This is a genomic window from Streptomyces sp. NBC_01450, from assembly GCF_036227505.1.
Classification (GTDB): Bacteria; Actinomycetota; Actinomycetes; order Streptomycetales; family Streptomycetaceae; genus Streptomyces.
In genome coordinates this window covers 4,129,445-4,142,698 of record NZ_CP109480.1, presented here as the reverse complement: position 1 = coordinate 4,142,698, position 13,254 = coordinate 4,129,445, and the positions used below count along the sequence as shown (strand labels likewise).

The 13,254-nt window shown below is 70.2% G+C and carries 10 protein-coding genes; 3 read left to right on the top strand and 7 right to left on the bottom strand.

The window, feature by feature from the left end; all coding sequences use genetic code 11:
- Positions 1-177: 177 nt before the first annotated feature.
- Positions 178-1,068 carry a hypothetical protein gene (locus tag OG568_RS18375; protein WP_329532362.1) on the bottom strand — a complete coding sequence of 297 codons (891 nt, stop codon included), beginning with the start codon at positions 1,066-1,068 and terminating at the stop codon, positions 178-180.
- 294 nt (positions 1,069-1,362) lie between these two features.
- On the opposite strand from OG568_RS18375, the gene OG568_RS18370 reads away from it, so the two are divergent.
- The gene (locus tag OG568_RS18370; protein ID WP_329364270.1) at positions 1,363-2,235 is read left to right on the top strand and encodes a hypothetical protein; all 873 of its coding nucleotides are present in this window, start codon (positions 1,363-1,365) and stop codon (positions 2,233-2,235) included.
- Positions 2,236-2,302: 67 nt separating this feature from the next.
- Here the strand turns inward: OG568_RS18370 and OG568_RS18365 are convergent, their stop codons facing one another.
- The 6 genes from OG568_RS18365 to mce form a co-directional block, all read right to left on the bottom strand.
- Positions 2,303-3,196 (bottom strand): IS982 family transposase, encoded by an 894-nt coding sequence (locus OG568_RS18365; RefSeq protein ID WP_329530528.1) that lies wholly within the window; start codon positions 3,194-3,196, stop codon positions 2,303-2,305.
- Between the two features lie 64 nt (positions 3,197-3,260).
- Positions 3,261-4,031, bottom strand: a complete 771-nt coding sequence (locus OG568_RS18360) for an ABC transporter permease (protein WP_329532361.1) — start codon at positions 4,029-4,031, stop codon at positions 3,261-3,263.
- Positions 4,032-4,033: 2 nt separating this feature from the next.
- Positions 4,034-4,984, bottom strand: coding sequence for an ABC transporter ATP-binding protein (locus OG568_RS18355; RefSeq protein WP_266431362.1), 951 nt, complete (start codon positions 4,982-4,984; stop codon positions 4,034-4,036).
- 218 nt (positions 4,985-5,202) lie between these two features.
- Positions 5,203-6,138 (bottom strand): cellulose-binding protein, encoded by a 936-nt coding sequence (locus OG568_RS18350; protein ID WP_099920630.1) that lies wholly within the window; start codon positions 6,136-6,138, stop codon positions 5,203-5,205.
- Positions 6,139-6,321: 183 nt separating this feature from the next.
- Entirely contained in the window at positions 6,322-10,173 is a 3,852-nt protein-coding gene (gene scy, locus OG568_RS18345) for a polarized growth protein Scy (RefSeq protein ID WP_329532360.1), read from the bottom strand.
- A 265-nt stretch (positions 10,174-10,438) separates the two neighbouring features.
- Positions 10,439-10,879: a methylmalonyl-CoA epimerase gene (gene mce, locus OG568_RS18340; RefSeq protein ID WP_054233200.1), complete on the bottom strand. Its 441-nt coding sequence runs from the start codon at positions 10,877-10,879 to the stop codon at positions 10,439-10,441.
- Between the two features lie 146 nt (positions 10,880-11,025).
- On the opposite strand from mce, the gene OG568_RS18335 reads away from it, so the two are divergent.
- Positions 11,026-12,228: an acetyl-CoA C-acetyltransferase gene (locus OG568_RS18335; RefSeq protein WP_329532359.1), complete on the top strand. Its 1,203-nt coding sequence runs from the start codon at positions 11,026-11,028 to the stop codon at positions 12,226-12,228.
- Positions 12,229-12,293: 65 nt separating this feature from the next.
- A complete protein-coding gene (gene meaB / locus OG568_RS18330) occupies positions 12,294-13,250 on the top strand; it encodes a methylmalonyl Co-A mutase-associated GTPase MeaB (RefSeq protein ID WP_329532358.1) in 957 nt (318 codons plus the stop codon).
- The last annotated feature ends 4 nt before the right edge of the window (positions 13,251-13,254 follow it).

Below are 13,254 nucleotides of genomic sequence, written 5' to 3'. Positions count from 1 at the left end.
GCACGCCCCCGTAAGGGTTAGGAGAATATCGGGGCGCTGACGGTTCCACTCAAGAGAAAGTAAAAATGTGCAGGTCACGCGAGGGACGGGTGAGGTAAAGGTCTCACCTGAGCCTTACTCGCGCCCCTAGCCTTTGTCAGGTACCCGTCGTGCCTGGTCAGGCCGGAAACACAACCTTCACGCCCGACGGGGGAGCGAGCCGTCCAACGGCGGCAGGTCGTCGTACAGCCGCAGCTCGGCCGTGTCGTCGACGTACGGCAGGAAGTCCGTCTGCGGCAGTACCCAGCCCTCCTCGCCGAAGACGAGCGTGCCCCGCTCGCGCAGCGCGCGGTCGGCTCCCGCGCGCCGGACCCAGGTGGCAGGGTCGGGGCCGAGCAGCTCACGCAGCCGCGCGGAGCCGGCCAGCAGCGCGGCGAGCAGCTCCGCCTGGTCGCCGCCGCCCGGACGCGGCTGCTCGGTGGCCGGGTCGGCGAGCACCCCGTGCGCGCTGAAGTAGATGTACGCGCCGCCGAGCCGCTCCCCCGAGGGCATCGTCATCGCGAAGGCGTCGCCCGGGAGTATCGCCCGCCGGTAGTCGGGGAACTCGGTGTCGTCGACCGCCTTCAACTGCGTCGAGTCCAGCCAGGTGACGACGAGCGTGGTCTCGGCACGCGGGTCGACGTACGGCGTCCCCGCCACGTACCCCGCCGGACTGATGTGCCCCGAGCAGCCCACCCCGATGCCGCGCACCCGCACCGGCACCATCGGCACCGTCGCCGGGATACCGAGCCGGGTCAGCTTGTGGGCGACCTGGCCGGGGGAGGCGTTGGAGCCGACGGCGATCACCGGGTGGCGGTGCCCGGTGCCGACCTGGCCGAGGTCGGCGAGCGCCTCGTCGAGCCGTTGCTGCTCCTGGCGCTCCTCCACGTACCACTCGCCGAGCCGCAGCGGCCGTACGTCGAGCTGGAGCAGTTCACCGCCGGTCAGCAGCGAGGGTTCGGTGGTGGGACGGCCGGGATAGGTGAGCGGCTGCTTGGCGGGCACGTCGTCCAGGCCCAGCGCCTGCAGGCTTCGGTCCTTCGTCGTCACGGTGACGCCCTTCGGGGGTGGTCGCGCGATACGGGCAACAGACTTCCACGCGAGGTGTACCCGGGGCGGGGCCTGGTCTCCCCGCTTGAGCGGGGTTGGCCGGAACGGACACCGGGAATCATGCCGTCCCATTGTACGAGTGGGGGCGAAGTGGGTTACGGGGGACGTGAGTTGAGGTTAATGAGACGTGGGCGGGGTCGGGTGGGGTCCTCGGGGCGGGGCCGGGCGCATCCGCGCTTCCGTACGTCAGTTCGCTGGTGGATCGCCGGACGCACCGTCCACGCCCTGCTCCTGATGACACTGGGCGCGCTGGCCGCGCTGTCCGTCGTCATCGCGACCGCGTGGACGCTCACCGAGCACTCGCCGCGGTCGATGGCGCAGCGGTTCTCGAACGGGGAGCGGCTCTTCGACCTCAGCCTCGCGGTACTGCGGGCGAGCGTCGGTACGGACAGTCTCAACCCCGAGCCGGACAGCACCGCGCACCAACTGCTCGCCACGGTCGCCTCCGTCACCGGCTCCCTGGTGCCCGCGGTGCTGCTGGGCATCGTCCTGATCAAGATGTTCGCGCTGCGGCCGTTCGTCTGGCGGCAGCGGGCCAGCATCTCGCACGCCTGGACCGCGGACTTCCCCGGCTACTCACGGCGCCACGCCGACAGCGAGAACGCGATCATCGCCGTCCGCTTCTACAACCGCTTCGACAACCTGTCGGTCGTGGATCTGCGCGCCCGCGTCCATCTGCGCTACCTGGAACGCTCCCCGCACGACGGCAGCCTGGTCATCTACAAGCAGTGGCTGAAGGTCCTGGACGCGCAGGGCGAACCGGCCGACGAGCGGTACTGGCTCGCGGTCGAGCGCGGGGCACCGTTCACCGTGTGGATACCGGTCGACGCACCGGTGGCCGAACTGCCCTTCCGGCGCATCCAGGGCAAGGACCTGTCCGGCTCGTACGGCGTCAAGCTCCTCGTCCGGCTGACGGCGCGGACCGTGGGCCTGGGCACCGAGGTCGCCGACGAGCGCTGGTTCGACCTGGAGGCGGGCGACTTCGAACTCGGCCGCTTCGTGTCGCTCCAGCCCGACCTGGACAAGGACGTATGGCGCTGGGAGGGCTGGACGGACTTCGACGCCCTGGAACCCCACCCGAACGGCGAGAACCCCGGGCAGACCTAGGTGTCCGGAGGACTGGGCGTCCGGAGGACTGGACGTCCAGAGTTCTAGACGAGTCATTCCGATGTGGTCAGTGGTCATAAGCGATCAAGGATCGTATGACGGGCTGGCCGGTCTTGTGGTTGTGCCAGATCGCGGCGGCCATCGCGAGGATGCGTTGGGCGACGCGGACGGCGACACCTTCGAAGGTCCGTCCACCGTGCCGTTCCAGGTCGAGCTGGCCTTTGAGGGTGTCGTTGACCGACTCGATCAGCTGTCGCACCGACTTCAGGAGGCTCTCGCCCCTGCGCTTCTTCTCGCGCTTGAAAGAAGGACGCAGCAACTCCGCGCCCCGGAAGGCCAGATCGGCCTCGAACTCCTTGGAGGCGAAGCCTTTGTCTGCGATCACCAGCAGGCTCGGCCGGTCCGTGGACAGGTGCGGTTCGCGGTCCAGCATCGCCGACAGCACCTCCCGCTCATCCAGTTTCGGGTTCGCCAGTGCCCACAGGATGGGCATCCCGGTCGGGGTGCATACCAGGAACAGGCGCAGGCCCCAGAAGAACCGGGAGTGCGAGGCGCAGTACCCGTATCCGGCCCAGCCGGCCATGTCCGACCGCTTCACCGTCGGACGCGAGCGGCCGCACTCCACCGGTGTGGAGTCGATGATCCAGTGGTTGTCGAACCAGAAGTCCGTATCGACGGCCAGCAGTCGTATTGCCCTCTTGACCAGTGGCAACGCTGCCCGCAGCCGCTTGTTCCAGCCCGGCTGCCTGGGCACGTACGGGAACATCGCTCCCAGTCGGGAGTCCACGAACCGCAGCCAGCGCGACTCCGAGGTGAAGCCCAGCAGCGCCTGGGCGACGGCAAGGGTGACCAGCTCAGAATCCGTCAGCTGCGGCGGTCGGCCAAGCCATCGGCTACCTCCGATCTCGTCGTCGATCTTCACGTACAGTGCGGTCAGCAGGGCGTCTAGGTTGTTCGTCACACAACGAATCTTGGACGCCCTGTCTGCGTTCCCAGACACACCGTCAGCATTCGGAATGACTCGTCTAGGCGTCCCGCCTCTTCAGCAGCAGATAGCCTCCGAGGAGCGCCGCGACCACCCACAGCACCATGATCGCGAGGCCGCCCCAGGGTCCGTACGGGGTGTCGTCGCCGATCGGGGTCACCACTCGCATGATCTTGCTGCCGGCCTGGTCGGGCAGATAGCGGCCGATCTTCTTGGTCGCGGACACCGCGCCGAGGATGTTGGAGATCAGGAAGAAGAACGGCATCAGGATGCCGAGCGAGAGCATCGGGCTGCGCAGCATCGTCGCGACGCCCATCGAGAAGACCGCGATCAACGTCATGTAGAGGCCGCCGCCGAGCACCGCGCGCAGCACTCCGGGGTCGCCGATCGACGCGCTGTGCGTGCCGAGCGCCGCCTGTCCCAGGAAGAAGGTGATGAAGCTGGTGATCATGCCGACGGCGAGGGCGAGCCCCGCCGCCACCGCGACCTTGCTGAAGAGGAACGTGCCGCGCTGCGGGACCGCGGCCAGCGAGGTGCGGATCATGCCAGTGCTGTACTCGTTGCCGACCACGAGCACCCCGAACACGATCATCGCGAGCTGACCGAGGGTCATCCCCGCGAAGCTGATGAACGTCGGGTCGAAGGAGAGCCGGTCCCTGTCGCCCATCTTGTCGAACTCGTTCTTCGACAGCAGGGAGATCAGGATGCCGAGCGCGATGGTGACCACCGCGGCGAGGCTGAGCGTCCACACGGTGGACGCGACGGACCGGATCTTGGTCCACTCGGACTTGAGGACCTGGGTCGCCGCCATGCTCAGGTCTCCTTGTTCCAGCCGCCGCCCCACTGCTGGGACGGGGCCTCGGTGTGCGCGTGGTACTCCACCGACTCCGCGGTGAGCTGCATGAAGGCCTCCTCCAGGGAGGCCTGCTGAGGGCTCAGCTCGTGCAGCACGAGCTGGTGCTGCGCGGCCAGCTCACCGATGTGCTCGGACTTCGGGCCGTCCACCTCCAGCGTCCCGCTGCCGGCCTCGACGACCGTGATCCCCGCCCCGTGCAGGACGTCGAGCAGCCGCTCGCGCTGGGGGGAGCGGATACGGACGTACGACCGCGAGTTCTGCGCGATGAAGTCGGCCATGGAGGTGTCGGCGAGGAGACGTCCCTGGCCGATGACGACGAGGTGGTCCGCGGTCAGCGCCATCTCGCTCATCAGATGACTCGACACGAAGACCGTACGGCCCTGGCCGGCCAGCGACTTCATCAGGTTGCGGATCCAGTGGATGCCTTCGGGGTCGAGGCCGTTGACCGGCTCGTCGAACATCAGGATCCGCGGGTCGCCGAGGAGCGCGCCCGCGATGCCGAGTCGTTGACCCATGCCGAGCGAGAAGCCCTTGGCCTTCTTCCTGGCCACCGAGGTGAGACCCACGGTGTCCAGGACCTCGTCCACCCGTGCCCTGGGGATGCCGTTGCTCTGGGCGAGACAGAGGAGGTGGTTGAAGGCACTGCGGCCACCGTGCATGGCCTTGGCGTCCAGCAGGGCGCCGATGTACTTCAACGGGTCCTTGAGATGGTCGTAGTGCTTCCCGTCGATGCGTACGTCGCCCGCGGTGGGGCGGTCGAGGCCGAGCATCATCCGCATCGTCGTGGACTTGCCCGCGCCGTTCGGACCGAGGAACCCCGTCACGATGCCGGGTCTGACGGTGAAGGTCAGATGGTTGACCGCCACCTTCTCGCCGTACCGCTTGGTCAGCCCCTCGAGCTCGATCATGCGGCCACGGTAGGACGGGGTCCGGGGCTGTGCCACTTGGGCGGGAGTGTGTTCGCCGCCTGTTCACCGGTCTCCGACCGCTGCGCCATCAGGGCTTGTCGCGCCCACACGGCCCAGCCGCGAAATGCCACAGCCCCGCGACCCTTTCGGGGCACGACAACGGCCCGCATCCCGAGGAGGGGTGCGGGCCGGAGCCGATACCAGGAACTGGACCGGAACTACCGGGTCTGCTGGGCCGGAACCCCGCGGGAGATCGGCTCGTCCTCGGCCGGCGTGCTCGCGGCGGCCACCGCGGCGCCCGTGAGCGTCGCGAGCATCTCGCGGACGTTCGTGAGCTGCGCGTTGATCGAGTCGCGACGGTTCGTCAGCGCCGCCAGCTCGCGCTCGGATTCCGAGCGGATGCGGTCGGCCTTGGCGTTCGCGTCGGCCACGATGTCCTCGGCCTGGCGCTGGGCCGTCTCCACCGTCTGGCGGGCGCGGCGCTCGGCGTCCGTGCGCAGCTTCTCCGCCTCCAGGCGCAGCTGCTCCGCGCGGTGCTCGATCTCCGCGAGGCGCTTCTCGGCCTTGGCCTGACGCGACGCCAGGTCACGCTCGGACTGCTCGCGGCGCTTGGCGAGGTTCGTCTCGAAGTCGGCGGCGGCCTGCGCGGCCTTGGCACGGGTCTCCTCGAAGAGGGCGTCCGCCTCCTCGCGCTTGGACTGCGCGTCCTTCTGCGCCTCCTGGCGCAGCTGCGAGGCGTCGCTCTTGGCCTTCTCGACGATCCGGACGCCCTCGTCCTCCGCCTTGGACTTGCGGTCCGCGGCGAACGATTCCGCGTCGTTGCGGACCTGCTGGGCGGCCGATTCGGCGAGCTCACGGTGCTGCTCGGACGCGCGACGGGCCTCCTCGCGCAGATCCTTCGCCTCCTCCTCGGCGAGGCGGAGGATCTTCTCGACGCGCGCGCCGAGACCCGCGTACGACGGCTCCGCGTCGCTGACCTGGGCCTGGGCGTTCTGCGTCTCGAGGTGGAGCTCCTCGATGCGCTTCTCGAGAGCAGTGATACGGGCCAGAGCGCTGTCACGGTCGGAGACGAGCTTCGAAATGCGTTCGTCCACCTGAGCGCGGTCGTACCCACGCCGCACAAGCTCGAAGCCGTAGGGGGAAGTGTCGCTCATGGGGTTCCTGTCGAATGAGACCGGTGAGGTGATAAGGGGAATCCTAGGGGCCAAAGCGGTGTGTCATCGAGCGGATACGTGTTTGATCTGGAGAATGAGACTCCTTTTGGGTGGCTAACTGTCAGAGGGCTTGCCAGAACCTGTGGCAAAGATCCGCACAAAGCACGGAATGGGTGGTTCTGGCTATCCCTCTGATGACTTGCCACCCGAACGAGTCGCGCCGGCGGCAGCGCCCGCTTTGACCCCACCGTCCTTGCCTGCGGACGGGGCCTCAAAGGACTCCAACGCCTCCAGGACGTCCTGGACACGGGAGATCTCGGCGTTGATGTCCTCGCGCCGGCGGATCAGCACCTCGAGCTCGCGCTTGCCCTCCTCGACCGCGGCCCGCGCCTCGCGGATGGCCTCGGCCTTGATCTCCGTCGCCTCGGCGATGAGCGAGCTCTTCTTCTGCTCTGCCTCCTTGAGGAGCCCCTCGGCCTTCTTGACCGCGGCGATACGGACCTTGCTCGCCTCGGAATTGGCCTCCGAGACCAGGTCCTTCGCCTTCGCCTCGGCCTCGGCGAGCTGGTCCTCGGCGGCCCGCACCAGCGCGTCGCAGCGCTCGCCGGCCGTCTTCATCGTCTCGGCCGACTCACGCCGGGCCCGCTCGTGGAGTGCCTCGATCTCAGTGGTGATGCGGTCGCGCAGCTCCTCCGCCCGCTCCCTTATGGCGGTCGCGTCCCGGCGCGCGCCGATCAGCAGCTCGTCCGCGTCCGTACGGGACCGCTCCACCAGGGTGTTGCCCTCGACGGTCGCCTCGGAGACCAGCCGCTCGGCCTCGTTGCGCGCCGCGCCCACCATCGTGTCGGCCTGGGACTCGGCGTCCGCCGTGGTCTTCTGCGCGCTCTGCTGCGCCTCGGCGAGCAGCTTGTCCGCCTCGGACGCCGTCTCCGAGATGAGGGTGTCGACCTGCTCGGCCGCCTCGGAGCGCCGCTTGTTGGCCTCCTGGCGTGCCGCGTCCAGCGTCCGGTCCGCCTCCTCGCGGGCGCCGGACGTGAGCCGCTCCGCCTCCGCCTCCGCCTCGGCCTTGAGGCGCTCGGACTCGCTGCGGATCCGCTCGGCGTGCTGCTGCGCCGAACCGACCGTCTCCGCGGCCTCGGCGCGCAGCCGCTCCGCGTCCCCGGTCGCATCCGAGATGCGCCGCTCGGCCTTGGCCACGGACTCCGCGCGTACGCGCTCGGCCTCGGCGTTCGTCTCGTTCGTCAGCCGCTCCGCCTCGGAGCGCGCCTCGTTGATGAGCGTGTCCGCCTGCGTGGCCGCGTCCGAACGGATCCGGTTCGCGTCCTCCCGGGCCTCGGCGCGGCTGCGCGAAGCGTCCTGCTCGGCGTTGGCGATGGCGTCGGAGGCCTCGGTGCGCACCCGCTGGGCGTGCTCGGAGGCTTCCGAACGCAGCCGCTCGGACTCGGCGATCGCCTCCGAGACCGTGCGCTCCGCGAGGGACTTGGCGGCGTCCGTCTCCTCGGCCGCCTCGCGCCGGATACGGCTCGCGTCCTCGGCGGCCCGCTCCCGCTCCGCGTAGGCGTCGGCGCGGACCCGGTCCGCCTCCTCCTGCGCCTCGGTCCTGGTGCGGTCCGCCGCGTGCTCGGCGGCGCTGCGCAGACCGGTGATCTCCTCCTGGGCCTGCTCGTGCAGCCCCGTCACGGAGTCGCGCACCTGCTGCGCGGTCTGTTCGGCGCTGGAGACCATCTCGGTCGCGCGCCGGTCGGCCTCCTCGACCAGCCGTACGGCCTCGGCCTGGGCCTCGTCGACACGGTTGCGCGCGGAGGCGAGGAGCTCCTCGCTCTGCTCGCGGGCCCGCTCGCGCTCCTGGTCGGCCTCCTGGCGCGCGGAACCGAGGAGTTCCTCGGCCTCGCGGCGGCGCCGGGCGGCCTCCTCCTGGGCTGCGGCCAGCGTCTCCGCGCCCTCGGTCGCCAGCCGCTCGGCCGCGGCCTGGGCCTCCGCCCGTACCCGGTCGGCGCTGTCCTGGGCCTCCGACTTCAGCCGCTCGGCCTCCGCCGCGGCCTCCGACCGCAGTCGTACGGCGATGTTCTCGCCCTCGGCGCGCGACGCGGAGGCGTCCGCGGCGGCCTCGTTGCGCAGCCGCTCCGCCTCCGCCTCGGCCTGCGCCTGCAGCGTACGGATCCGCTCGGCGGCCTCGGAACGCAGCCGGTCGCTCTCCTCGGCGGCCTCGCGGCGGATCCGCTCGGCGTCCGCCCGAGCGTCGCTCAGTGCCTGCTCCGCCGAGGTGAGCCGATGCTCGGCCTCGGTGTGCAGCCGGGTCAGCTCCTCGGAGGCCTCCGTGCGACGGGCCGCTATGGCGCGTTCGGTCTCCTCGCGCAGCGCCTCGGCGGCCCGCTCGGCCTCCGCCTTGATCGTCTCGGAGAGCTCGACGGCCTCTTCGCGGTTGCGCTCGGCCTCCTTGCGCGTGCGCTCCAGGGTCTCCTCGGCCTGGCGGCGCAGCGTCGTGGCACGCTCGATGGCCTCGGTGCGTACCCGCTCGCTGTCGGTGGTGGCCGTGTTCCGGAACTCGTCCGCGTCCGCCTTGGCCTTCGCGAGCAGCTCTTCGGCGGTCTTGGCCGCCTCCTCGATCTGCTGGACGGCCTCGCGCCGGGCCTCGGAGCGGATCCGCTCGCCCTCGGCGTTCGCGTCGGAGCGCAGCTGCTCGGCCTCGCCGCGCAGCCGGCGCGCCTCCTCCTGCAGCTCGACGGTCTTGGCGCGGTACTCCTTGGTGTCGTCCTTCGCCGTGCCCTTGAGCTGCTCGGCGATGTCGTGCGCCTCGGCACGCAGCCGGTCCGCCTCGGTCTCCGCCTCGGTGCGGATCCGCTCGGCCTCCTCGGCCGCGGCCTTCCTGGTCGCCTTGGCGTCCTCGGACGCCTTGTTCAGGACGTCCTCGGCCGTACGGGCCGCCTTGGAGAGCTGGGAGGCGGTCTCCTCGGCGGTGAGGCTGCGCGCGGTCTCCTCGGCGTCCGCGACGATCTTCTCGGCCTTGGCCTTGGCGTCCGCGACGGCCTGCTCGGCGTCGGACTTGGTGGTCTCGGCCTCCTTGGTGGCCTCGCTGACCAGCCGGGCGACCTGCTCCTTCGCCGTCCGCGTGCGCTGCTCGTTCGCCGACTCGGCGCTCGCCAGAGCCTTGGCCGCGGCCTCCTTCGCCTCGGCGACGACCTTGTCCGCCTCGCTGCGCGCCTCGCGCAGCGCCGACTCGGCCTCCGTCATGCGCTGCTCGGCGGCCCGGCTCAGCTCGGTGGCCTGGCGGCGGGCGCTGTCCGACTCGTTCGCCGAGGAGCTGCGCAGCTGCTCGGCGTGGTCGGTGGCCTCCTGGGCCTGCGTCGACGCGGCGTTCAGCAGCCGCTCGGCGTCCGTGCGGGCCCGGCGCAGCAGCGCCTCGGCCTCCGAGCGGGCCGACTCGGCGTCGTTCGTCAGTCGCTGGCGGGCCTCGGCGGCGACCCGCTCGGCCTCCGCACGGGCGGCACTCAGCGCCTGGTCCGCCTCCGTGCGCGACTCCTCCAGGAGCCGGCGGGCCTGCTGCTCGCTGCGGGCGCGCAGCTGCTCGGCCCACGCCACGTTCTCGTTGACGTGCGACTCGACGGTCTGACGGCGCTCGGCCAGCTCCTGGTCGAGCTGCTGGCGGCGCGCGACCGCCTCCTGGTGCAGCTCGGCCTGCAGCCGGGCGGCCTGCTCGGCGTGCTCCTGGAGGATGCGCTGCGTCTGCGCCCGGGCCTGACTCATCTCGCGCTCGGCGTCGGCGCGCAGCTGATCGGCCTGGATCTGGGCATTACGGAGCAATTGCTCGGCCTGATAGCCGAGGTCGCCACCGCTCTCGTAGGCAGGCCGGGTCGCCAGACTGCGGCGCGCCTCGTGCAGCTTGGCGCGCAGCACCTCGACCTGATAGCCGAGGTCCTCGGCGTGCTGGACGGCCTTCTCCCGCTCGGTCTTCAGCCGTTCCATCTCGGCCTCGAACCGAGAGAGGTGGTCGACGTCAGCCGCCGGCTCTCGCTCCTGGCGTTCGTAGCCCCGCACTGCGCGGTCCCATCCGTCCCCTGGTCGCAAGTCTCTCCAAACGAACCCCGTCCATCCGCCGAACGGGGCCCCCGGGGAATGGTGTCAGATCAACAGCGGAGCACGGGCTGTCGCCCCGACGCTCGTCCCCCGAAACCTGGACCCCGGCCCTTGACCACGCCGCCCCCAGGACGGCATGACCTCAGGGCCCGTCGCCGGACAGGCCCTGGGCCGCCCCGAAAAGGCAGCGGCCGCCCCCAACCCTACCGGCCCAGATATACGGAGGTCAGTGCTCAGGTGACTCAACAGCCGCCGAAGTGACCAGTTCTGTCAGGACACCGTGGCAATCCTTGGGGTGAAGGAACGTGATTCGGGAGCCCATGGAGCCGCGCCGGGGCTCGTCATAGAGGACTCGTACGCCTTTTTCCCTGATATCGGCGGCATCGGCATCGACGTCCGCCGTACCGAACGCGATGTGATGGACACCTTCCCCGTTCTTCGCCAGCCACTTCCCGACGGCCGAGTCCTCGCGGGTCGGCTCCAGGAGCTGGAGGTAGGAGGCGCCGCCGTCGGACGTCTCATTGATCTTGAGCATGGCCTCGCGCACGCCCTGCTCCTCGTTGACCTCGGAGTGGAAGACCTCGAAGCCGTACGTCGCCCGGTAGAACTCGACAGTCGCGTCGAGGTCGAAGCAGGCGATACCGATGTGGTCGATTCGCGTCAGCATGGAGTCAGTGCAGCGCTCATACGGCGGTTACGCAACGTGCGCGCGATCACACTGACTGCCGGATGACGGGTGGCCTACCGCTCAGTACATTCAAGTAAACCCTCGTTCACTCCTCGGCTGTGCAGCCGGTAAGGGGATCGCACCTCATGTCTGGAACGAACAGCAGTACCTCGGTGATCGTCGCGGGCGCCCGAACGCCCATGGGACGGTTGCTGGGCTCGCTGAAGTCCTTCTCCGGGGCCGACCTCGGAGGCTTCGCGATCAAGGCCGCCCTCGACCGTGCGGGGATCGGCGGCGACCAGGTGCAGTACGTGATCATGGGCCAGGTGCTGCAGGCCGGGGCGGGGCAGATCCCGGCACGCCAGGCCGCGGTCAAGGCGGGCATCCCGATGAGCGTCCCGGCGCTCACGATCAACAAGGTGTGTCTGTCCGGCCTCGACGCCATCGCACTCGCGGACCAGCTGATCCGCGCGGGTGAATTCGACATCGTGGTCGCGGGCGGCCAGGAGTCCATGACGAACGCGCCCCACCTGCTCCCCAAGTCCCGTGAGGGCTACAAGTACGGCGCGATCGAGATGCTCGACGCCATGGCCCACGACGGTCTCACCGACGCCTTCGAGAACATCGCCATGGGCGAGTCGACGGAGAAGCACAACACGCGCCTGGGCATCGCCCGACCGGAGCAGGACGAGATCGCGGCCCTCTCGCACCAGCGCGCGGCCACCGCCCAGAAGAACGGCATCTTCGAGGCGGAGATCACGCCCGTGGAGATTCCGCAGCGCAAGGGCGAGCCCGTCGTCTTCAGCAAGGACGAGGGCATCCGCGCCGAGACCACGGCGGAGTCGCTGGCCAAGCTGCGCCCCGCCTTCACCCGGGACGGCACGATCACGGCGGGCACCTCCTCGCAGATCTCCGACGGCGCCGCGGCCGTGGTCGTGATGAGCAAGACCAAGGCGCAGGAGCTCGGTCTCCAGTGGATCGCCGAGATCGGCGCGCACGGGAACGTCGCGGGTCCGGACAACTCCCTCCAGTCCCAGCCCTCGAACGCGATCCTGCACGCCCTGAAGAAGGAGGGCCTCGACGTCTCCGACCTCGATCTGATCGAGATCAACGAGGCGTTCGCCGCGGTCGCCGTGCAGTCAATGAAGGACCTCGGCGTATCCACGGAAAAGGTGAACGTCAACGGTGGCGCCATCGCCCTCGGTCACCCGATCGGGATGTCCGGCGCCCGCCTCGTCCTGCACCTCGCCCTCGAGCTCAAGCGGCGCGGCGGCGGGGTCGGCGCGGCGGCGCTGTGCGGTGGCGGTGGGCAGGGTGACGCGCTGATCGTGCGGGTACCCAAGGCCTGAAGCCGTTGTCCCTTTCCGTACGACCCCGGTGCGTACGGATCTGAACGGAGCTGAACGGAGCTGTGATGCAGGACGTCTCCTCGCTGGTGGCCCAGGCCAGGGAAGGCAGGCCCCGGGCCGTGGCCCGGCTGATCTCCCTGGTGGAGGGGGCGTCCCCGCAGTTGCGCGAGGTCATGGCGGCGCTGGCCCCGCTGACCGGCAACGCGTACGTCGTCGGGCTCACCGGCTCCCCGGGGGTCGGCAAGTCGACCTCGACCTCGGCCCTGGTGACGGCGTACCGGCGGCAGGGCAAGCGGGTCGGCGTCCTGGCCGTCGACCCGTCCTCGCCGTTCTCCGGAGGCGCGCTGCTCGGCGACCGCGTCCGCATGTCCGAGCACGCCTCCGACCCCGGCGTCTACATCCGCTCGATGGCCACCCGGGGCCACCTGGGCGGTCTCGCCTGGTCGGCCCCCCAGGCCATCCGCGTCCTGGACGGGGCGGGCTGTGACGTGATCCTGGTGGAGACGGTCGGCGTGGGCCAGTCGGAGGTGGAGATCGCCTCCCAGGCGGACACCTCGGTGGTCCTGCTGGCCCCCGGCATGGGCGACGGCATCCAGGCGGCGAAGGCCGGAATCCTGGAGATCGGCGACGTGTACGTGGTGAACAAGGCCGACCGGGACGGTGCCGACGCGACCGCGCGCGAGCTGAACCACATGCTCGGGCTGGGCGAGTCCCGGGGGCCCGGCGACTGGCGGCCGCCGATCGTCAAGACGGTCGCGGCACGGGGTGAGGGCATCGACGAGGTCGTCGAGGCCCTGGAGAAGCACCACGCCTGGATGGAGGAGCACGGCGTACTGGCCGAGCGGCGCCTCGCCCGGGCCTCCCAGGAGGTCGAGACGATCGCCGTCACGGCGCTGCGGCAGCGTATCGGCGACCTTCATGGTGATCGCCGCCTCAGCGCGCTCGCGGAGCGGATCGTGGCGGGGGAGCTGGATCCCTACCGGGCGGCGGACTCGTTGGTCGAGGGCCTGACAGAGGCCTGAGACA